This window comes from Streptomyces sp. NPDC107546 (assembly GCF_055639175.1).
On the sequence record NZ_JBVKBA010000005.1, the window covers coordinates 281,895 to 302,608 of the forward strand.

21 protein-coding genes are annotated in these 20,714 nt (G+C 71.6%); 5 read left to right on the top strand and 16 right to left on the bottom strand.

Annotation, left to right across the window (positions count from 1 at the left end; genetic code table 11):
- Positions 1-116: 116 nt before the first annotated feature.
- From ACZ7L1_RS10025 to clpS, 7 genes are all read right to left on the bottom strand, one after another.
- Positions 117-1,067, bottom strand: a complete 951-nt coding sequence (locus ACZ7L1_RS10025) for a PLP-dependent cysteine synthase family protein (protein ID WP_471435786.1) — start codon at positions 1,065-1,067, stop codon at positions 117-119.
- 22 nt (positions 1,068-1,089) lie between these two features.
- The gene (locus tag ACZ7L1_RS10030; RefSeq protein ID WP_103845066.1) at positions 1,090-1,368 is read right to left on the bottom strand and encodes a MoaD/ThiS family protein; all 279 of its coding nucleotides are present in this window, start codon (positions 1,366-1,368) and stop codon (positions 1,090-1,092) included.
- A gap of 115 nt (positions 1,369-1,483) precedes the next feature.
- Positions 1,484-1,579, bottom strand: coding sequence for a winged helix-turn-helix domain-containing protein (locus tag ACZ7L1_RS10035; RefSeq protein WP_216825713.1), 96 nt, complete (start codon positions 1,577-1,579; stop codon positions 1,484-1,486).
- A gap of 121 nt (positions 1,580-1,700) precedes the next feature.
- The gene (locus ACZ7L1_RS10040) at positions 1,701-2,123 is read right to left on the bottom strand and encodes a M67 family metallopeptidase (RefSeq protein ID WP_471435787.1); all 423 of its coding nucleotides are present in this window, start codon (positions 2,121-2,123) and stop codon (positions 1,701-1,703) included.
- Positions 2,124-2,221: 98 nt separating this feature from the next.
- A complete protein-coding gene (locus ACZ7L1_RS10045) occupies positions 2,222-3,646 on the bottom strand; it encodes an amino acid permease (protein ID WP_471435789.1) in 1,425 nt (474 codons plus the stop codon).
- Between the two features lie 345 nt (positions 3,647-3,991).
- Positions 3,992-4,597, bottom strand: a complete 606-nt coding sequence (locus ACZ7L1_RS10050; RefSeq protein WP_471435790.1) for a DUF2017 domain-containing protein — start codon at positions 4,595-4,597, stop codon at positions 3,992-3,994.
- A 12-nt stretch (positions 4,598-4,609) separates the two neighbouring features.
- Positions 4,610-4,927 carry an ATP-dependent Clp protease adapter ClpS gene (clpS, locus tag ACZ7L1_RS10055; RefSeq protein WP_471435792.1) on the bottom strand — a complete coding sequence of 106 codons (318 nt, stop codon included), beginning with the start codon at positions 4,925-4,927 and terminating at the stop codon, positions 4,610-4,612.
- A gap of 151 nt (positions 4,928-5,078) precedes the next feature.
- On the opposite strand from clpS, the gene ACZ7L1_RS10060 reads away from it, so the two are divergent.
- Positions 5,079-6,458, top strand: coding sequence for a nicotinate phosphoribosyltransferase (locus ACZ7L1_RS10060; RefSeq protein WP_471435794.1), 1,380 nt, complete (start codon positions 5,079-5,081; stop codon positions 6,456-6,458).
- A 257-nt stretch (positions 6,459-6,715) separates the two neighbouring features.
- Positions 6,716-7,303: an isochorismatase family protein gene (locus ACZ7L1_RS10065; protein ID WP_471435796.1), complete on the top strand. Its 588-nt coding sequence runs from the start codon at positions 6,716-6,718 to the stop codon at positions 7,301-7,303.
- Between the two features lie 53 nt (positions 7,304-7,356).
- Here ACZ7L1_RS10065 and ACZ7L1_RS10070 read toward each other — a convergent pair whose 3' ends face one another.
- Positions 7,357-7,686, bottom strand: coding sequence for a hypothetical protein (locus tag ACZ7L1_RS10070; RefSeq protein ID WP_366024787.1), 330 nt, complete (start codon positions 7,684-7,686; stop codon positions 7,357-7,359).
- Positions 7,687-8,323: 637 nt separating this feature from the next.
- On the opposite strand from ACZ7L1_RS10070, the gene ACZ7L1_RS10075 reads away from it, so the two are divergent.
- Entirely contained in the window at positions 8,324-8,614 is a 291-nt protein-coding gene (locus ACZ7L1_RS10075; RefSeq protein ID WP_471435798.1) for a hypothetical protein, read from the top strand.
- A 97-nt stretch (positions 8,615-8,711) separates the two neighbouring features.
- On the opposite strand, the gene ACZ7L1_RS10080 is transcribed toward ACZ7L1_RS10075, so the two are convergent.
- The 4 genes from ACZ7L1_RS10080 to hppD form a co-directional block, all read right to left on the bottom strand.
- Positions 8,712-9,542 (bottom strand): RDD family protein, encoded by an 831-nt coding sequence (locus ACZ7L1_RS10080; RefSeq protein ID WP_471435799.1) that lies wholly within the window; start codon positions 9,540-9,542, stop codon positions 8,712-8,714.
- A 54-nt stretch (positions 9,543-9,596) separates the two neighbouring features.
- On the bottom strand, positions 9,597-11,057 hold the full coding sequence (locus ACZ7L1_RS10085; RefSeq protein ID WP_471435800.1) for an RDD family protein: 1,461 nt from the start codon (positions 11,055-11,057) through the stop codon (positions 9,597-9,599).
- Positions 11,058-11,220: 163 nt separating this feature from the next.
- Positions 11,221-12,627, bottom strand: a complete 1,407-nt coding sequence (locus ACZ7L1_RS10090; protein WP_471435802.1) for an FAD-binding oxidoreductase — start codon at positions 12,625-12,627, stop codon at positions 11,221-11,223.
- 93 nt (positions 12,628-12,720) lie between these two features.
- On the bottom strand, positions 12,721-13,866 hold the full coding sequence (gene hppD / locus ACZ7L1_RS10095; protein ID WP_471435804.1) for a 4-hydroxyphenylpyruvate dioxygenase: 1,146 nt from the start codon (positions 13,864-13,866) through the stop codon (positions 12,721-12,723).
- Positions 13,867-13,988: 122 nt separating this feature from the next.
- Here hppD and ACZ7L1_RS10100 point away from each other — a divergent pair, with 122 nt between their 5' ends.
- Complete coding sequence (locus ACZ7L1_RS10100) at positions 13,989-14,468, top strand: Lrp/AsnC family transcriptional regulator (protein ID WP_471435806.1); 480 nt, start codon at positions 13,989-13,991, stop codon at positions 14,466-14,468.
- A 62-nt stretch (positions 14,469-14,530) separates the two neighbouring features.
- On the opposite strand, the gene ACZ7L1_RS10105 is transcribed toward ACZ7L1_RS10100, so the two are convergent.
- From ACZ7L1_RS10105 to ACZ7L1_RS10120, 4 genes are all read right to left on the bottom strand, one after another.
- The gene (locus tag ACZ7L1_RS10105; RefSeq protein WP_471435808.1) at positions 14,531-15,811 is read right to left on the bottom strand and encodes an MFS transporter; all 1,281 of its coding nucleotides are present in this window, start codon (positions 15,809-15,811) and stop codon (positions 14,531-14,533) included.
- Between the two features lie 359 nt (positions 15,812-16,170).
- Positions 16,171-16,962: a S16 family serine protease gene (locus ACZ7L1_RS10110; RefSeq protein WP_471435810.1), complete on the bottom strand. Its 792-nt coding sequence runs from the start codon at positions 16,960-16,962 to the stop codon at positions 16,171-16,173.
- Positions 16,963-17,022: 60 nt separating this feature from the next.
- Positions 17,023-18,132 (bottom strand): o-succinylbenzoate synthase, encoded by a 1,110-nt coding sequence (menC, locus tag ACZ7L1_RS10115; protein ID WP_471435811.1) that lies wholly within the window; start codon positions 18,130-18,132, stop codon positions 17,023-17,025.
- Positions 18,129-18,980, bottom strand: coding sequence for a chorismate synthase (locus tag ACZ7L1_RS10120; RefSeq protein ID WP_471435813.1), 852 nt, complete (start codon positions 18,978-18,980; stop codon positions 18,129-18,131). The genes menC and ACZ7L1_RS10120 overlap by 4 nt, the downstream gene beginning before the upstream one ends.
- A 100-nt stretch (positions 18,981-19,080) precedes the next feature.
- Between ACZ7L1_RS10120 and ACZ7L1_RS10125 the strand changes: the two genes are divergently transcribed.
- The gene (locus ACZ7L1_RS10125) at positions 19,081-20,640 is read left to right on the top strand and encodes a PucR family transcriptional regulator (RefSeq protein ID WP_471435814.1); all 1,560 of its coding nucleotides are present in this window, start codon (positions 19,081-19,083) and stop codon (positions 20,638-20,640) included.
- The last annotated feature ends 74 nt before the right edge of the window (positions 20,641-20,714 follow it).

Below are 20,714 nucleotides of genomic sequence, written 5' to 3' on the forward strand. Positions count from 1 at the left end.
TCCGTCCGCCTCCGAAAGGTTCCCCCCGGCGAAGATCTTTGCCGCGCCGTAAGCAACGCTTAGCCCCCTCATAGGAGGGGGTTGGCGCATTGATGGAGGGACGGGCCGCGGGGGCGTTAGGCCCAGAGCTGGCCCTGGAGCGTCTCGATGGCCTCTTCCGTGGTGGCGGCCGTGTAGACGCCGGTCGACAGGTACTTCCAGCCGCCGTCGGCCACGACGAAGACGATGTCGGCGCTCTCGCCCGCCTTGACGGCCTTCCTGCCGACGCCGATCGCGGCGTGCAGCGCGGCGCCGGTGGAGATGCCCGCGAAGATGCCCTCCTGCTGGAGCAGTTCACGGGTCCGGGTCACCGCGTCCGCCGAGCCGACGGAGAAGCGGCTGGTGAGGACGGAGGCGTCGTACAGCTCCGGCACGAAGCCCTCGTCGAGGTTGCGCAGGCCGTACACCAGGTCGTCGTAGCGCGGTTCGGCGGCGACGATCTGCACGTCCGGCTTGTTCTCACGCAGGTAGCGGCCCACGCCCATCAGGGTGCCCGTGGTGCCGAGCCCGGCCACGAAGTGCGTGATGGACGGCAGGTCGGCGAGGATCTCGGGGCCGGTCGTCGCGTAGTGCGCCCCCGCGTTGTCCGGGTTGCCGTACTGGTAGAGCATCACCCAGTCCGGGTGCTCGGCCGCCAGCTCCTTGGCGACGCGTACGGCGGTGTTGGAGCCGCCCGCCGCCGGGCTGGAGATGATCTCGGCACCCCACATGGCGAGCAGCTCCCGGCGCTCCTGCGAGGTGTTCTCGGGCATCACGCACACCATGCGGTAGCCCTTGAGCTTGGCCGCCATGGCCAGGGAGATACCGGTGTTGCCCGAGGTGGGCTCGAGGATCGTGCAGCCGGGGGTGAGGCGGCCGTCCTTCTCCGCCTGCTCGATCATGTGCAGCGCGGGCCGGTCCTTGACCGAGCCGGTCGGGTTGCGGTCCTCCAGCTTGGCCCAGATCCGGACGTCGGGGGACGGCGACAGCCGCGGCAGGCGCACCAGGGGGGTGTTGCCCACCGCGGCCAGCGGGGAGTCGTAGCGCATCGGTGATCAGCGACCGTCGGGCTCAGGCCATGCCGCCGGCGACGGCCGGCAGGATCGTCACGTTGTCGCCGTCGGCGACCTTGGTGTTGATGCCGTCGAGGAAGCGGACGTCCTCGTCGTTCAGGTAGACGTTCACGAAGCGGCGCAGCTCGCCGCCGTCCACGATGCGGGCCTGGATGCCCGGGTGCCGGGTCTCGAGGTCGGCGAACAGGTCGGCGAGGGTCTCCCCGGTGCCTTCCACCGCCTTCTGGCCGTCGGTGTACTGGCGGAGGATGGTCGGGATGCGGACCTCGATGGCCATGGTTGCGGGCTCCTGTCGGAAGGATGGCGGGTCGGAGAGCGCGCGGCGGCGCGAGAGCGTGGTGGTACGCGGGTCGGGCGCCGCGGCTCACGGCCGTACGGCGGCAGGGACAGCGTCAACAGATGGCGCTGGCGAGCCTGCACAGGTCGACGTGCAGCCGCGCCACGAGCAGCGCGCCCGGCGTCTTGTCGCTCACGTCGTTCAGAACCATGCGCTCATCGTAACGATTCCCGGCCGGGGCCCCGGAGTGTGATCTCGCTGTTCGGACAGATTTCATCCGAGGCGCGAGATGGGAGGTCGGCCACAGGTATCAGTGGCGGACGACCACCGGATCAGTACGACTCCACGATCTTGACCTCTTCCTCCGTGACCTCGCCCTCCACGATCCGGAACGAGCGGAACTGGAAGGGGCCCGCGTCGTCGGTGTCGGCGGTGGAGACCAGGACGTAGTGGGCGCCGGGCTCGTTGGCGTAGGAGATGTCCGTGCGGGACGGGTAGGCCTCGGTCGCGGTGTGGGAGTGGTAGATGACCACCGGGTCCTCGTCGCGGTCGTCCAGTTCCCGGTAGAGCTTGAGCAGGTCGCCGGAGTCGAACTCGTAGAACGTGGGCGAGCGGGCCGCGTTCAGCATCGGGACGAAGCGCTCGGGGCGGTCCGAGCCGGCCGGGCCGGCGATGACGCCGCACGCCTCGTCGGGGTGGTCCTGGCGTGCGTGCGCGACGATCCGGTCGACGAGGGCCTGGGTGATGGTCAGCATGACGGTCAGCATAAACAGAGGGGCCGTCCCGTACCGAGGGGTGGTACGGGACGGCCCACATGGTGAGCTACGCGTGAGCCAGGAGACTCACGGGAGACTCAGCGGACCTTCTCCAGCTCCTGCTCGCGGCGCTGGGTGACCTGCGGGTTGCGGGCCTTCAGCACCGCCCAGCCGACGGCCAGGGCGGCCGCCCAGACCGCCATCACGTACAGGCAGACGCGGGAGTCGGCGTCGTAGGCGATCAGGCAGGTGACGAAGAGCAGGAACACGATGGCGATCCAGCTGCACACCGCGCCGCCCGGCGCCGGGAAGGAGGAGGCGGGCAGCCGGCCCGCGTCCACCGCGCGGCGGTACAGGACGTGGCTGATCAGGATCATCAGCCAGGTCCAGATGCCGGCCGCGGTGGCCACCGAGGTGACGTAGCCGAACGCCTTCTCCGGAACGACGTAGTTGAGGACCACGCCGATGCCCATGAAGGCGACCGAGACCGTGATGCCGAGGGCCGGGGTCTTCGAGGCGGACAGCTTGCTGAAGACGCGGGGGGCCTCGCCGTTGTCCGCGAGGGTGCGCAGCATGCGGCCCGTGGAGTACATGCCCGAGTTGCAGGACGACAGGGCCGCGGTGAGCACCACGAAGTTGACGATGCCCGCGCCGGCCGGGATGCCGATGACCGCGAACGCCTTCACGAAGGGGCTGACGCCCGCCGCGAACTCGGTCCACTTCACCACGCACAGGATCACGGTGAGGGCGCCGACGTAGAACAGGGCGATGCGCCAGGGCAGCGTGTTGATCGCCTTGGGGAGGGTCTTCTCCGGGTCCTCGGACTCGCCCGCGGTCACACCGACCAGCTCGACGGCGAGGTAGGCGAACATGACGCCCTGCAGGGTCATCAGGGAAGAGCCGATGCCCTTGGGGAAGAAGCCGTCGAACTGCCAGAGGTTGGAGACCGCGGCGGTGTCACCGGCCGCGCTGAAGCCGAAGGTCAGCACGCCGAGACCGATGACGATCATGCCGATCAGCGCGGTGACCTTGACCATCGAGAACCAGAACTCGATCTCGCCGAACAGCTTCACCGAGATCAGGTTGGCCACGAACAGGACCACCAGGAAGACCAGCGCCGTCACCCACTGCGGGATCGACGGGAACCAGTAGTGGACGTAGATCGCGGCGGCCGTCAGCTCGGCCATGCCGGTCACGACCCACATCAGCCAGTACGTCCAGCCGGTGAAGTAGCCGAAGAACGGGCCGAGGAACTCGCGGGAGTACTCCGCGAAGGAACCCGACACCGGGCGGTACAGAAGCAGCTCGCCGAGCGCCCGCATGATGAAGAAGATGATCACGCCGGCGAGGGCGTACATGAGGATCAGGCTGGGCCCGGCCTTGGCGATGTTCGCCCCCGCGCCCAGGAACAGGCCGACGCCGATGGCGCCGCCGATCGCGATCATCTGGACCTGACGGCTGCCGAGCCCGCGCTCGTACCCCTCCTCAGGGGTGTTCTCCTTCTCGACCTGCGCTGAGGTCATGTGTGGTGCGCCTTTCTCCATGCCGACCCGGGCCTCTCGTCGGCCGCGGATCGTCTCGATCCCCCCGGATTGATGGAGCGAGCGGGCTCGGGCTTTCCCGGGTCCGCTCATGCCTGGCCGACGGTCGTCGGCTCGGTGGCGCACCCGGCGCAACATGGGTGGTGTTCGCCGGGCGGTCGTGAAGATTTATCACGACCGCAACACTGATCACCTGGACGCGGTGTGGCGCAGCACACAGCAAGAAGCGGACAAAGTACGCACGAACGGCCCATACATGGCCGCAATGGTGACGCGATCGTTATCCGGATTTGAGCGTCCGCTGAGCGAACACAAAATCCACACAGGTCAGGGCATAAGGGTGGTCACGAGCGTCTCCTGGAGACCACCGAGCCACAGATACGCCATCACCATCGGCTTGCGCGGGTCCTCGTCCGGCAGCCGGTACAGCTCGTCGGTGTCGTCCTCGTCGGCGACCTCGAGCCGGGAGCCGATCGCGAGGCGCAGGTCGTTCAGGGCGCCGAGCCACTGCTCGCATTCCTCGCGCGACAGCTTCAGCACCCCGCCCTCCCGGCTCGCCGAGGTCAGCGCGTCCAGGGTGCGGATCACCGCCAGGGCGTTCTCGCGCTTGCGGGCACGCAGGTCGTTCTCGGTGAAGCGGCGGAACTCGGCGGAGTGGGCGCGCAACTCCTCGGCCTGATCGGGCGAGACGGACTCGCTGCCCGGGTCGCCGTACGCGTCCGGGAACAGCCGGCGCAGCACCGGGTCGGCGGGCGGCTCGCTCGGTCCCTCCGCGAAGAGCTCGGCGAGCGGGTCCTCGGGGGCGTCCTCGGCGGGGCCGGGCCCGATGAGTTCCAGCAGCTGTACGGCCAGTGACCGGATGATGGAGATCTCGACGTCGTCGAGGGCGACGGCCGCGCCGCCGCCGGGGAGCGGTTCGAAGTGTCCTGACATGAAGGGAGGTCGCTACTTCCGGTCCTGCTGGAGGGTGGCCCACAAGCCGTAGCCGTGCATCGCCTGCACGTCGCGTTCCATCTCCTCGCGACTACCGCTGGAGACGACCGCCCGGCCCTTGTGGTGGACGTCGAGCATGAGCTTGGTGGCCTTGTCCTTGGAATAGCCGAAGTACGTCTGGAAGACGTACGTCACGTAGCTCATGAGGTTGACCGGGTCGTTGTGGACGATCGTGACCCAGGGGACGTCGGGCTCGGGTACGGCGAACTCTTCCTCCGCCGACTGCGTTCGTTCGATCTCTACGGGAGCGGGTGACGTCACAAGCCCCATGCTGCCACCCGAGGGGGGTGGTCGCACAAACGGACACCTCCGCCCGACCCGTAAATCGTCAGACTGACGAGATGAGGAGTACGATCGGCCGTCGCAGGCACTTGTAGCACCGATGGGTGCACCCGAAGAGTCGTGTGTGAGGAGAGCTTTGGTGGGCGTAGCGGACCTTGGGCTGCCCGAAGAAGAAGGGCGCGAAGCGCTTCCTCATAAGGACGGCGGTGGGCGACGGGTGGGCGTTCCCTCGACGGCGCTCTTCACCGACCACTACGAGCTGACGATGCTGCAGGCCGCCCTCAGGGCGGCCACCGCCGAGCGGCACTCCGTCTTCGAGGTCTTCACCCGGCGGCTGCCCGACGGCCGCCGCTACGGCGTGGTGGCCGGTACCGGGCGTGTCCTGGACGCGGTGGAGAACTTCCGCTTCGACGCGGGCGTCCTCGGCTTCCTGCGCGAGCGCCGGGTCGTCGACGACGAGACGCTGGACTGGCTCGCCGGCTATCGCTTCAGCGGCGACATCTGGGGCTACCCGGAGGGCGAGGTGTACTTCCCCGGCTCGCCGATCATGCGGGTCGAGGGGTCCTTCGCCGAGTGCGTGCTCCTGGAGACCGTCATCCTCTCCATCCTCAACCACGACTCGGCCGTCGCGGCCGCCGCCTCCCGCATGGCCTCCGCCGCCGGGGGCCGGCCGCTGATCGAGATGGGCGCCCGGCGCACCCACGAGCTGGCCGCCGTGGCCGCCTCCCGCGCCGCCTACATCGGCGGCTTCACCACCACCTCCGACCTGGCGGCCGGGTTCCGGTACGGCATTCCCACGGTCGGGACGTCCGCGCACGCTTTCACGCTGCTGCACGACAGCGAGCGGGACGCCTTCCGGGCCCAGGTGGACTCGCTGGGCCGGGGCACCACGCTGCTCGTGGACACCTACGACGTCACGGAGGCCGTCCGGCTGGCCGTCGAGGTGGCCGGGCCCGAGCTGGGTGCCGTGCGCATCGACTCGGGCGACCTGCTGTTGGTCGCGCACCGGGTGCGGCAGCAACTGGACGCGCTGGGCGCCACCCGAACGAAGATCATCGTGACCTCGGACCTGGACGAGTACGCCATCGCCTCGCTGGCGGCGGCGCCCGTGGACGCCTACGGCGTGGGCACGCGGCTGGTGACGGGCTCCGGGCACCCGACCTGCTCGATGGTCTACAAGCTGGTCGCACGCGCCGAGTCGGCGGACCCGAAGGCGCCGCTGGTGCCGGTGGCGAAGAAGTCGACCGGCGGCAAGACGTCCGTCGGCGGGCGCAAGTGGGCGGCGCGGCGGCTGGACGAGCACGGGGTGGCCGAGGCCGAGGTGGTCGGCATCGGGCCGGTGCCGGACGAGCTGGCGGACCGGCAGCTGCTGGTGCAGCTGGTCAAGGGGGGCGAGGTCATCTCCCGGGAGCCGCTGGACGTCGTCCGCGACCGGCACGCGGCCGCCCGCGGCAACCTGCCGCTGTCGGCGACGCAGCTGTCGCGCGGGGAGCCGGTGATCCCGACCGAGTACGTGTGACGCGTCGCTGTTGACGCGCCGGGGGGACCATGGAGGGAGGGGCCGGGTGCGGCTTCGACCGCTGTTCGCCTGAGGGCGCATGAGCGGACGACGGGCGGGAATGCAACGGCAACGCACCCCGCGCACCCGGCCGACCGCCCGATGCCCTCTCCCGCCCGGTCCCCGAAGTCTCTAGGCTCGGTAGGTCATGTAGTTCACGGACGGCCGGGCCCGCACCCTCCACACCCGAACCGCTGCCAAGCCGAAGGACACCGACCATGCGCCGCGCCTTGATCGTCGTAGACGTGCAGAACGACTTCTGTGAGGGTGGCAGCCTCGCGGTGGCCGGGGGTGCCGATGTGGCCGCCGCGATCACCGAGCTGATCGGGCAGGCCCCCGCCGGGTACCGCCATGTGGTGGCCACTCGGGACCACCACATCGCCCCGGGCGGTCACTTCGCCGACAATCCCGACTACGTCCACTCGTGGCCCGCGCACTGCGTGGCGGGTACGGAGGGCGTGGGCTTCCACCCGAACTTCGCCCCGGCGGTCGCCTCCGGCGCGGTCGACGCCGTGTTCGACAAGGGGGCGTACTCGGCGGCGTACAGCGGGTTCGAGGGGGTCGACGAGAACGGGGTCGCGCTCGCGGACTGGTTGCGGGAGCGGGAGATCGACGACGTGGACGTGGTGGGGATCGCCACGGACCACTGCGTGCGCGCCACCGCGCTGGACGCGGTGCGCCAGGGCTTCCGTACGCAGGTCCTGCTGGACCTGACCGCCGGGGTGGCCGAGGAGACCACGGAGCGCGCGCTGGAGGAGCTCCGGGAGGCGGGCGTGGAGCTTTCCGGCAAGCCGGTGGTGTCCTGACACCCGCCGCGCCCCCGCGGCCGCGTCCCCTGCCTCCCGTGCGCCTCAGCGGGTCACGGCTGGGCCGTCCGTCTCAGCAGGGACCTGATCGGGTGCCACAGCTCGACCGACAGGTCCTGTGCCGCGGTGTCCGGGGCCGTGCGCCATATCAGGCCGTCGGGGTGGTGCAGGACCGCCGTGACCTCGTCCGGGGAGGGCGGGGCCGCGTTGCCGCGCAGGTAGACCGCGCGCAGGCCCAGGTTGCGCAGGCGCGTCAGGGCGCGGGCGCGGTTCTGGGCGTGGACCAGGACGCGGACCGAACCGGCGCCCGAACCCGGGCTGGGCAGGTTCAGAGCCACCACCACACTGCCGTTCGGCAGCTTGCAGAAACCTCCTGCGGCCATACGCGTCATACCCCCGTGAGACCTGGTGTCAATAAGAGAGCCACAGCAGGCACCTAAACACGATCGGCCGTGACCCGCCAGAGGGTTGCGGCCGATCATGCGTTGACCTGCGAAAACAGTGTTCAGTTTGTGACCATCACCACTATGGGCGTGATCGTCCGGAGGTGTCCTACTTCGACGGAAGCACCGCCACCGTCAATACGCTGCCGTCCTTCGTCTGCCGCAGCAGCATGATCTTCGTCCCGGCGTCCGGCACCTTCACCAGACAGATCTTGACTTGGACATGCCAAGTACATCAACGGGACGAGACGTTCGCTATACGAACGGACGTGAACGGCATAATCTCCCGTCAACGGGCGCGCGCACGTGTCCAGTTGCTGGAACGCATGACTCCGTGCGCCCCTTGTGCTTCGGCACCGTGGGTTAGGTCACGCTTACCAGCCGTTCCGCTCGGGCATGGTGGCGAATAGAGTCGGCGGCTGGAGCGCCGGAATGACGGCGGTTTGCCCTGTCGACACGTTGTCGTATCCGCGATTCCGTGGTTGTACGTCCAAGTGCTCCAGTTCTGTCCGCAGTTGTCCGCATCCTCCCCCATTACGAGAGGCACGGGGGGAGTCCCCCACCCCGAGGAATGGCCATGCCTCGTCCGAACGCCGCACAGCTCGCCTACGGTTCCTGCACCGTGATCTTCTCCACCCTCGCCATGCTGCTGCTGTCACAGACGAGTTCGGGCCTGGGGATCGCCGTGATCGCCCTGTCGGCGCTCGCACTCGGGCTGCTCGTCGCCGTGACGGTACCGCTGCCGAAGTCCGCACCGGCCGCCGCGGAGCGGCCCGCCGCGCGGCAGCACGCACCGGCGGGGCGCCCGACGGCGTCGGTCGGATCCACCGCGGCCCCCGAGTCCGTCCGGGAGACGGTGAAGCCCTGAACCGGGCGCGCGTACGCACAACTTCACACCGAGCACTCGAACCGGCGGGCCCGTGATGCACGGGCCCGCCGGTTCATGCGTACGCCACCGCCGTCTGTCAGACCGCCGTGCTGACCTCCACCGTCCTGGCCGCCTTGTCGTGCAGCCCCTGTTTGTAGGGCCGGTCGAAGAAGCTCCAGCCGCCGCAGATCGCGGTCCACACGCAGGCGCAGCAAAACGCGAACGGCAGCCACAGCACCAAGGCGCGGATCAGGGACGCCTGGAGGGAGGGTTTCGAGCCGTCGTCGAGGTTGGCCACGCGCATGTTCAGCAGCCTTTTGCCGAACGTCTGCCCGGTTCTGCTGATCAGGATCGTGTCGTAGGCCGTGTAGAGCACGGCCGCGATCACGGACTGGCCGAGGGACTTGCCGGTGTCGACCTTGGTGGCCTCGACGTTGTACTCGACGGTGTGGAACGCCCAGGACAGCAGCCAGACGACCACGCCGACGAGGATCATGTCGATGATCCTGGCGAGGACGCGCTTGCCGCTGTCGGCGAGCGGGGGCATACCGGCGAGGGGGTCGGCGCCGTCGTAGGGACCCTGCGGGCCCCCGCCGCCGTACGGGCCCCCGCCCTCGGGGCCACCTTCCCCGTACGGGCCGCCGCCCTCGGGGCCACCTTCCCCGTACGGGCCGCCGCCCTCGGGGCCACCACTGCCGTACGGGCCGCCGCCCTCGTCGGGGCCGCCCGGGTGGGGCGGGGGTGTGCCGTACGGGGGGCTGCCGCCGGGTGGTTCACCGCCGGAAGGGGGCTGTCCGTGGGGCGGCGGGCCACCGGGCGGGGGCTCGCCGGCGGGCGGCCGGCCGCCGGACGCGGCCCCACGACCGGGCGGTGGCCGGTCGGGGTCCGCGGCGTCTCCTCGGCCGGGGGGTGGCGGTTCGGTGCTCATGGCCCGAGTCGACCGCGAACCCTCCGGCTCCGCATCCCTACAGGTCCGTCCGGGTCAGCCGGCCACGAACGTGCGGGCGGCCTTGTCGTGCCAGCACTGGCGCCACGGGCGGTCGAACACGCACCACAGAACGCCGACCACGCCGACGACGAGCACACCGGGGACGCTGTAGACCAGCCAGCGGCGCAGGGCCTGGCCGAAGGTGGGCGGCTCGTGGGCCTCGATGTCCCGTACCTCCAGACCGCACACCTTCTTGCCCAGTGTGCGCCCCCACTTGGCGGTCGGCAGCGCCTCGTAGAGGACCCCGAAACCCAGCAGCACGGCGAGCACGATGGCGAGGTAGACCGACGTCGTGCCGTCGAGCAGCCAGACCGTGACGGTCTGCCCGGACAGCTTCGCCGAGTCGATCTTCCCGTTGATGTGGTCGATCGCCTTCGTGCCCAGCGGTACCGCGGCCACGCCCGTGACCGCCGCCAGGACCAGGGTGTCGAGCAGCCGCGCCGCGAGCCGCTTGCCGAGTCCCGCGGGGCGGGCCGCCGCCTGTGCCCGGGCGACCGCCTGGAACGGGTCGTCCACCGGTGGCTTCCAGGGCGCGACGGGCCGGTCGCCGCCGGGGCCCGGGCTCGCCAGCTGGTGCACCTGCTGCGCCCAGGAGGGCTGGCCGCCACCGGGGCCGCTGGTCAGGGGCGTGGCGACCGGCACGGCGGGCTGCTGCGGGGGCACCCCCGCCGCGGGCGCCGGGGCGGACGGCTGCTGCGGTGCCGGGACGGACGGCTGCTGCGGTGCCGGTACGGACGGCTGCTGCGGTGCCGGGACGGACGGCTGCTGCGGTGCCGGGACCGGGCTCGGGGCCTCCGGGTCCAGGCCCAGCGCCTGACGGGCCGCGGTCTGGGCGCTCGCCGGGCGCGCGGTGCCGGGCTGCGCCGCACCGGAGCCGGAACCGGCCGCCGTCGTGCCTCCGCCCTGCTCCCCCGTGCGCGGGGAGACCGCGCGGAACTTCATGGTGCCCTCGGAGGGGGCGGGTTCGTCGGTACCGGCGGTGCCCTCCGGGCGCGCCGGCCGGCGGAGCGCCGCCGTGCCGGGCGAGCCTGGGGAAGCCTCGGACCCGGACCCGGACCCGGACCCGGACCCGGCGGCCGGCAGCCGCGGGTCCGCGGCCTGCGCGGCGCCCCAGGACACCCGGCGGTCCTGCTCGCCACCGAAGCCGGACTGCTGGGAGCGGTCGGCACCCCAGGCCGGGGCGGGCTCCGGGTGGCCGTCGGCCTGGGCGCCGCGGTCGGGTTCGTCGACCGGGTCCTCGTCGAAGAAGTGCGGCCCGGTCTCCTCCACCGAGGGCTGCGCGGGGCGTGCGCCCGCCGGCGGGGAGAGCGGCTCGCCGTCGGTGGGAGCCGGCCGGCTGGTGCCCGGGACCCAGGAGACACCGTTCCAGTACCGGACATATCCGGGAATGGAGGGGTCCGGGTAGTAGCCTTCGCGGGGCCTGTCGTCGCCGGGTGCCGGGGTTGGGGCGCTCATGTCCGTCGTCCCGTATCTGCTCGGGGGGTCGTGTGAGGCTCCACATCTATCAGAAGTGCGCAGGCGGCATTGGCGGTCCGCCGGTACCCACCCCTTTCCGGGCGACACCGTGCACGCCCTTCACACGCCCTGAACACACCCCGAAAGAAGTGGGCCGAACGGGTCAGAACAGCTTGCCGGGGTTGAGGATGCCCAGCGGGTCGAAGACCTGTTTGACGGCCCGTTGCATCTCCACGCCCACCGGGCCGATCTCGCGCGCCAGCCACTCCTTCTTCAGGACGCCGACGCCGTGCTCGCCGGTGATCGTGCCGCCGAGTCGCAGGCCGAGGGCCATGATCTCGTCGAATGACTCGCGGGCGCGCCGGGACTCGTCGGGATCCTGGGCGTCGAAGCAGACGGTCGGGTGGGTGTTGCCGTCGCCGGCGTGGGCGCAGACGCCGATGGTGAGCTGGTACTTCTCGGCGATGCGCTCGACCCCCTCGAGCATCTCGCCGAGCCTGGAGCGGGGCACGCACACGTCGTCGATCATCGTGGTGCCCTTGACGGCCTCGAGCGCGGTGAGCGACAACCGCCGCGCCTGCAGCAGCAGTTCGGACTCGGCCGCGTCGTCGGCCGGTACGACCTGGGTGGCGCCCGCGGCCTCACACAGCGCGCCGACGGCGGCGAGGTCGGCGGCAGGGTCCGGGGTGTCGAAGGCGGCGAGGAGCAGCGCTTCGGTGCTCTCCGGCAGGCCCATGTGGGCGAGGGCGTTGACGGCCCTGAGGGTCGTACGGTCCATGAGTTCCAGGAGCGACGGCACATGCCCTCCCGCCATGATCCGGCACACCGCGTCGCAGGCGGCCGCCGCGGAGGCGAACTCGGCTGCCAGGACGAGCTGCCGGGGCGGCTGCGGCTTCAGCGCGAGGATCGCCCGTACGACGATGCCGAGGGAGCCCTCGGAGCCGACGAAGAGCCGGGTGAGGTCGTATCCGGCGACGCCCTTGGCGGTACGGCGGCCGGTGGACATCAGGCGTCCGTCGGCAAGGACGACGTCGAGGCCGAGGACGTACTCGGACGTCACTCCGTACTTCACGCAGCACAGGCCGCCGGAGGCCGTGCCGATGTTGCCGCCGATGGTGCACATCTCCCAGCTGGAGGGGTCCGGCGGGTAGCAGAGGCCGTGTTCGTTCACCGCGCGGGAGAGCGTGGCGTTGACGACGCCGGGTTCGACGACGGCGATACGGTCGACCGGGTCGATCTCCAGGATGCGGTTCATCCTGGTCAGCGAGAGCACGATGCAGCCGTCACAGGCGTTGGCCGCGCCGGACAGGCCGGTGCGGGCGCCCTGCGGGACGACGGGCACGCGCAGTTCGGTGGCGGTCCGCATGACGTGCTGGACCTGTTCGACGGTGCGGGGCAGCACGACCACGGCCGGGGTCCCGGCCGCGCAGAAGCTCGCCATGTCGTTCGCGTACGAGGCCGTGACGTCGGGGTCGGTCAGGACGGCCTCGGGCGGCAGGCCGGCCCGCAGGCGGTCGAGGAGGTTGCCGGTGACTTCGTCGCGCGGGGCTTCGATACGGCTCATGATCACAGCGTCGCACCGGGGGGCGGCGGTGGGAAGCCCGGAGCGCCCCTGGAGGAGCGCCGGGGGCCGGCGCTCCTCCAGGGACGGCTTCCGGGAGGCCTACAGGTTGCCGCGCTTGGCCTGCTCGCGCTCGATCGCCTCGAACAGGGCCTTGAAGTTGCCCTTGCCGAAGCCCATGGAGCCGTGGCGCTCGATGATCTCGAAGAAGACCGTCGGGCGGTCCTGGACCGGCTTGGTGAAGATCTGCAGCAGATAGCCGTCCTCGTCGCGGTCGGCGAGGATCTTCAGCTCGCGCAGGGTCTCGACGGGGACGCGGGTGTCGCCGACCCACTCGCCGAGGGTGTCGTAGTACGAGTCCGGGGTGTCGAGGAACTCCACGCCGGCCGCCCGCATGGTGCGGACCGTCCGCACGATGTCGTTGGTGTTGAGCGCGATGTGCTGGACGCCGGGACCGCCGTAGAACTCCAGGTACTCGTCGATCTGGGACTTCTTCTTGGCGACGGCGGGCTCGTTGATCGGGAACTTGACCTTGAGCGTGCCGTCGGCGACCACCTTGGACATCAGGGCGCTGTACTCGGTGGCGATGTCGTCGCCCACGAACTCCTTCATGTTCGTGAAGCCCATGACCTTGTTGTAGAACTCCACCCATTCGTTCATGCGGCCGAGTTCCACGTTGCCGACGCAGTGGTCGACGGCCTGGAAGGTGCGGTGGGCGGGCGGCTCGACGATCGGGTCGGCGGCGGCGTAGCCGGGCAGGTAGGGGCCGTCGTAGCCGGTGCGCTCGACCAGGGTGTGGCGGGTCTCGCCGTAGGTGGCGATCGCGGCGAGGACGACGGTGCCGTGGTCGTCCTTCAGCTCGTACGGCTCGGCGACGGAGCGGGCGCCGTGCTCGAGGGCGTACGCGTAGGCGGCGCGGGCGTCGGGGACCTCGATGGCGAGGTCGATCACGCCGTCGCCGTGCTCGGCCACGTGCTGGGCGAGGAAGTGGCCCCAGGTGGTGGTCGGCTTGATGACGGAGGTGAGGACGAAACGGGCTGAACCGTTCTCCAGGACGTAGCTGGCGGTCTCGCGGCTGCCGTTCTCCGGTCCGGAGTACGCCACGAGCCGCATGCCGAAGGCGGTGGAGTAGTAGTGGGCGGCCTGCTTGGCGTTGCCGACTGCGAAGACGACCGCGTCCATTCCCTTCACCGGGAAGGGGTCGGCCTCGCGCGCGGTGTCAGGGGCGTGGTGTGTGGTCTGCGTCATAGCGGCAGCCTCGCCCGGCTCCGCAAGGTGCGCAATAGTTTGCTTTCCGGCTGGGCAATCTGCCCAGTGAACAGCCCGGGTCGCCGGGCGTTCTGTACAGGATGACCATCGAGGAGCGCGGTATGGCGATCGATCATCTGGACGCCCGGCTCATCGTGCTGCTGGCGCGGGAGCCGCGCATCGGGGTGCTGGAGATGTCCCGGCGGCTCGGGGTGGCGCGCGGCACGGTCCAGGCGCGGCTGGACCGGTTGCAGGGGAACGGGGTCATCCGCGGCTTCGGCCCGGAGGTGGACCCGGCGGCGCTCGGCTACCCGGTCACGGCGTTCGCGACCCTGCAGATCCGCCAGGGCCAGGGCGCGGACGTTCGGGCCCATCTGGCGACGGTCCCGGAGGTCCTGGAGCTGCACACGACGACGGGCAGCGGCGACATGCTGTGCCGCCTGGTGGCCCGCTCGAACGCGGACCTGCAACGGGTGATCGACCGGGTGGTCGGCTTCGAGGGCATCGTCCGCGCCTCCACGGCGATCGTGATGGAGAACCCGGTGCCGCTGCGGGTGATCCCGTTGGTGGAACAGGCGGCACAGGACCGGGAGGAGGCCTGAGCGGTGGGGTCGAGCCCCACGACGGAGCGGTGGGACCGGGCCCTTGCGGTGCAGTGGTGGGATCAGGCCCCGTGCGCGGCCGGGTCCGCCGTGGCGCGCAGCACCGGGTCGTTGCGCAGCCGTACGAAGGTGACGAGCAGGGTCACCGCCTGCAGTACGGCGCACGCCCCGATGACGTCGGTCAGATACGGCGGTGGGGTGACGGCGAGCAGGATGCCCGCCACGGGGAAGGGCAGCAGCAGGAGCAGGATCGTCAGGGACAGCGTCGTGCCGAAGGTCGCGGGCGGGATGATCAGCGAGCGCAGCGTGCGCAGCACCACGGTGAGCCCTCCGTCGGCGGCCATGAAGAGGGCCACGAGGGCCGTGTAGCTGAGGTAGGAGGGGGCCTGCGGCACGGCGAGGCAGGCGGCGGACGCGACGGTCGCACTGATCACCCCCACCCCCCACAGGCCCAGCCGGTCGAGAGCGAACCGGCAGCAGGTGACCGCGACCAGCGTGGCGGCGGCGGCGACCGACCAGAGGGTACCGACGGCGGCCGGGGACCGGCCGAAGCGGCCCTCCACGAGGACGGGGCCGGCCGACTGCAACAGGCCGAGCGCCAGGTTGGAGCAGGCGAGGCCGGCCACGAGCCGCCGCAGGGAGGGCAGGGACCGCAGCGTCCGCCACCCTTCCCGCATGCCTCCGCTGCGTCCCTGTCCGCCCTGGCGCGCCGCACGCAGGGGCGTGGGAGGGGTCTGCAGGGCGAGGCTGGCGGACAGGAAGGACAGCACGCTCAGGCACGCGAGCATGCGGGTCGGCCCGGTCAGGAGCAGCACGCCGCCCAGGGCCGGGCCGACGAGGGTGGCCGTCTGGTCGATGCCGATCAGCACCGGCTGCACCTTGTGGGACCGTCCCTCGATGCGGCGGCCGACGATGGCGCCCACCGCCTCGTTGGCGATGAAGCTGAACTGGGTGAGGGCCCCGGTCACGGCGGCCAGTGCGATGACGGTGGCGGTCTCGGCCGTCCCCCGCGGCAGCATCACCAGCACGACGGCGGCGCCCGCGACCAGCAGGGCGCGGCTGAGCGAGGCGAGGAAGCACACGATCGCCGCGCCGCTGCGGTCCACCAGGTCACCCGCGAAACCGAAGGCGGCCACCCGGGGAATCCACTCCAGCGCGAAGGCCAGGCCGGTCAGGGACGCCGAGCCGGTGGTCGCCAGCACGGCGAGCGGCATGGCGTAGGTCGCCATCGAGTAGGCGAGCGCTTCGCAGGCGCGCGGCGCGTAGACCCGTCGGAACAGGCTGCCCGTGGGCACCGCGGCGTGCCGGCCGGCCGGCTGGATCTCGTACAGGGAGACGGTCACGAAGTGTGGGGCTTTCGGTGAGCGGGTGCACGGACGGACGGCCGGAGCGTTCCCCGCCGTTCAAGCGGACGAGGGTGCTTCAACCGTCTCGGGCATGGGCATGACACAGCGCTGGGTCACGGGGTACTCCGCTCGGAAACGGGAGCCGAAGACAGGCAAAGGCCGCGCCGACAGGCCTGGTTGAGGCGTTAACTACGGCGCGGTAACAAGATAGCGGAAGAGATCGCTCCCGCAGAGCCCCCGCGTTGCGTCGGTTGGCTCGGGGTTTCGTGTGCCGGTCCCCCGGGGCCGTCGACCGGTCCCTGAGGCCCTCGACCGGTCCCCGGGGGTTCGTCGACCGGTCCCTGGGGGCCACAGCACTAGCAGCTCGGGACCGAGTCCTTCGCCTTCTCGAGGGACACCAGGGCGTCGATGGCGCTCTTGAGGGTGGTCACCGGGACCAGGCGCAGGCCCTTGGGCAGTTCCGCCTTCGCGTCGGTGCACTCCGCCCTCGGGACCAGGAAGACCGTCGCGCCGTCGCGCTTGGCGGCCTGCGTCTTGAGGGCCACGCCACCCACCGGGCCGACCTGGCCCGAGGAGTCGATCGTGCCCGTACCGGCGATCGTGCGGCCGCCCGTGAGGTCGCCGCCCGTGCCGTTGCCGTTCAGCTTGTCGATGATGCCGAGGGTGAACAGCAGCCCCGCGCTGGGGCCGCCGACGTCCGCGAGTTTCAGCGTGACCCTCACGTTCTTGTCGCTGAGGCGCAGATACGACAGGGCCGCGCGGGTCGCCGCGTCCTGGGACTGCTTCATCTGCTCGGTGTTGTGCTGCTCGATCTCCTTGACCGTGTCGCCGCTCGGGTAGACCGCGTCGCGCGGCAGCACCGCGCGGTCCGTGCGGAACCAGCCGTCGACCACGTCACCGAGTGAGACCTGCGCGTCGGGGCCCGTCGCCTCGATGGTCGTCATCCGCAGCTGACCGGTCGTCGTGCGGGTGGGCGCCCCGTTGATCGTGATCACGGCGGTGCCCTTGTTCTCGCCCAGCACGTTCGCCGTCATGCCGGGCTGCGCCACGGCGAACGGCAGCGGCGCGAACACCGCCGTGGCGAGCAGGGCCACGACGGGCAGGGCGCAGACGGTGGCGGCCTTGGGGCGGGAGAGGCGAGAGAGCACGGGATCAATCTAACGCGGCGGCCACTTTTGGCCAGGTGCCGGTCAGGCCCCGGTTCTCGCTCAGGCCGTGTAGAGGTCCGCCCTTCCCGTCGTGAAGCGCCGTAGTGCGTCCGGCAGCGGTTCCACACCGATCCCGGGCGCGGACGGGACCCGCAGATGGCCGTCCTGAAGGACGAACGGCTCGGTGATGTCCTCCGCGAAGTAGCGGGCCGACGCCGAGGTGTCGCCCGGGAGCGTGAAGCCGGGCAGGGCCGCCAGGGCGAGGTTCGGCGCACGGCCGATGCCCGTCTCCAGCATGCCGCCGCACCACACCGGCACCCCGTGCGCGTGCGCCACGTCGTGCACACGCCGGGCCTCCGGATAGCCCCCCACCCGCGCGGGCTTGACGTTCACCACGCGGCAGGCGCCCATGGCGATCGCGGAGGCGGTGTCGCGGGCGTTGTGCAGGGACTCGTCCAGACAGACGGGCGTGGCCAGGCGCTGCTGGAGCCGGGCGTGGGCGTGCAGGTTGTTCTCCTCCAGCGGCTCCTCGATCAGCAGCAGCCCGAACTCGTCCAGCCGCCGCAGGTGCTCGGCGTCGGCGAGCGTGTACGCGGTGTTCGCGTCGACCTGGAGCGGCAGCGCGTCCCCGAACCGCTCGCGCACGGCCCGTACGGGCTCGAGGTCCCAGCCGGGCTCGATCTTCAGCTTGATGCGGACGTACCCCTCGGCCAGGTAGCGCTCGACGTCGTCCAGCAGCTCGGGCACGGAGTCCTTGATGCCGACCGACACGCCGGCCGGCACACGGTCCCGTACCGCCCCCAGGTAGGTCGCGAGCGGCATGCCGTGCGCGCGCAGCTCGGCGTCCAGGACCGCCGTCTCCAGCGCCGCCTTCGCCAGCTCGTGCCCCTTGACCTGCGCCAGGGCCGGGGCGAGCGCGGCCGTGGTCAGTCCCGGCAGGGCGGCGGCGCGCGGCAGCAGGAAGTCCCGCAGGACGATCTCGGCCCCGGCGACGAACTCGGAGCAGTAGCGCGGCTCGGGGTCGGCCGCGAACTCCGACCAGCCCTCGGCGGCGTCCGTGACGACGTGCAGCAGGAAGGTGTCCTTCGTGGTCATCGTGCCGAAGGAGGTGCGGAACGGGGTCACGAGCGGGATCGCCACATGGACGATCTCGACGCGTTCGAGCCTCATGCCGGGGATTCCTCCTCTCGGGTGAGCGTTCGGCTGAGCGTGTACCAGCCGTCCCGGGACATGCCCGTCGCCGTGAACCCCTCGGCGAAGGCCCCGGTGAAGACGTCGCGGACGGCGTGCCGCCAGCGCAGGGCGAGAGCGGGGTCGGCGGCGCGCAGGGCGACGATGTCGTCCGGTACACGGCACCACGCCTGCCGGCCGTCGTGGGAGCGGCGGGCGAGCGGGGCGCCGTCGGGGGCGAGGTGGGTGACGGGTGCGGCGGCGCGGTCGCCGCTCCCGCGCCCCTCGCGGGGCGCCGTCAGGTCCCAGGTCACCGTGAGCCGGTCGCTCTCGTCGCCCTCGTTCACGCCGTCGGCCATCGGGCCGTAGAAGTCGACCAGGTACTCGGTGCCCCTCGCGCCCAGCTTGACCAGGTTGAAGCGGGCGTTGCGGCCCACCAGCGGGTCGAACGTCCAGCGCAGGGTGCGCGCGCCGTGTTCCAGGAGCCAGCTGCGCTGCGCCTGCTTCACGGCGTGTCCGACGCCCCGGTCGGCCGCGGCCAGCAGGGAGTACGCGTCCGCGGACGCCGGCGGCCCGAAGACGGCGACGCAGGCCCCGGCGAGCCGGCCGCCGTCCAGGGTGTACGCCGCGTGCACGGCGCCGCCCGCGTGCGCCAGGCTGTGCATCACCTCGGCGGGCAGCGGCGGGGCCTGCCGGGGGGTCCGCCAGACGTCGCTGAAGAAGTCGGCAACGGCGGCGATACCGGTCACGTCGTGCACGGTGTGCACGGTGACCCCGGCCGCGCGGGCGGCGTGGTCGGCATCGTCCGTGTGGGTGCGTACGGATGGTCGGTCCGTCTCTGCAGTCATGACACGAGTGTCGAAGCAGTGGCGGACGTCGGCGTTGTGGAGACGGACAACGTACGCGTACGTTGCTGAGGGGATCGGCCAAACACCCGGGGACACTGCCATGGACGTCCGCACGCTCGGCGACCTGTTGGACGTCGTCGGCGAACCCTCCCTGCGCCTGCTCACCGCGCCCGCCGGGCCGACCGCGCCCGTCACCGAGGCGCTGCTCCACGACACTCACGCCCCGCTCCCGCGCACCCCGGGAGCCCTGCTGCTCGCGGTGGGCGTGGCGCCCCGGGCCGCCGGACCGCTGGTGCGGGCAGCGGCGGACGCCGGGATGACCGGCGTCGTCCTACGGGGCGAGGACGGGCCGGTCGCCGAGGCGGAGGCGGCCGGGGTCGCCCTGCTCTGCGTGGACGAGGACGCCGCCTGGCACCAGGTGCACCTGCTGCTGGCGTCGGCGCTGGCCGCGCGCCCGGCGGCCGGCGGCGGCGGGGACACACGCGGGGAGTTGTTCGCGCTGGCCGACGCGGTGGCGGCGGCCGTCGGCGGGGCCACCGCGATCGAGGACCCGGGGCAGCGGATCCTCGCCTACTCGACGGTTCCCGGGCAGGCCACGGACGAGGACCGCCGCCAGGGCATCCTCGGCCTGAGGGTGCCGGAGATCCCGGACAACGCCGAGCAGTACCGGACCGTCCTCGCGGCCCCCGGCCCGGTACGGCTGCCGGCTCTCGCGGGGGCGCTGCCACGGCTCGCCGTCGCCGTACGCGCCGGCGGCGAGACCCTCGGGTCCCTGTGGGTGGTGGACGACGGCCGGCTCGCACCCGACGCCGAGGAGGCGCTGGCGCGGGGAGCGTCCACGGCGGCCCTGCTCCTGCTGCGGGCGCGTGCCGCGCGCGAACTGGCCCGGCACCAGGACGGCGCCCTGCTGCGCCGCGTCCTCGACGGCACCGCCGACCCGGCCGCCGCCCACCGGCTGGGGCTCCAGGCCGTACGGGTCGCGGCGTTCGTCCTGGACTCCGACTCCACGGTGTCCGCCCCGTCCGCCCCCTCCGCGCCGGACGACGAACAGACCACGCTCCGGCTGCTGGACCTCGTACGGCTGCAGTGCGAGGCGCGGTACGGGCGCCACGCGTGCGTGCTGGTCGACGGGGTGGTGTACGCGCTGCTGCCCGCCTCCGGGGAGCGCGGTGGTGAGCGGCACGTGCGGTTGACGGAGGACATCGTGCGGCGGGCGGGGCGGGCGCTGCGGGTACCGGTGCGGGCGGGGCTCGGGGAGGTGGTGCCCTCCCTCGCCGAGGCGGCCGCCTCGCGGCAGGACGCGGACCTGGTGCTGCGGGTGCTCGGTCCGGAGCAGCCGGTGGCGTCCGTGCGGCAGGTGCGGGCCCGGATCACGCTGCTACGGCTCGCCGAAGTGATGCGGGACAGGCGGGAGTTGGCCACGGGCGCGTGGGAGGAGGTCGTGGCGTACGACGCCGGGCACGGCACGGAGTACGCGGCGACACTGCTCGCGTGGCTGGAGGCGGGGTGTGATGTGGGGGCTGCGGCGGAACGGCTCGCCGTGCACCCGAACACGTGCCGGTACCGACTGCGTCAGGTTCGGCGGCAGCTCGGGGTGGACCTGGACGACGCGGATGAACGGCTGGCGCTGTGGCTGCAGTTGAGGGTTCTGAACGATTGAGGGTTTCGAACAGCCGAGGACTGGACGGCTGAGGGTCCTGGACAGCCAAGCCGAAGGTTCCGGACAGCCGAGGC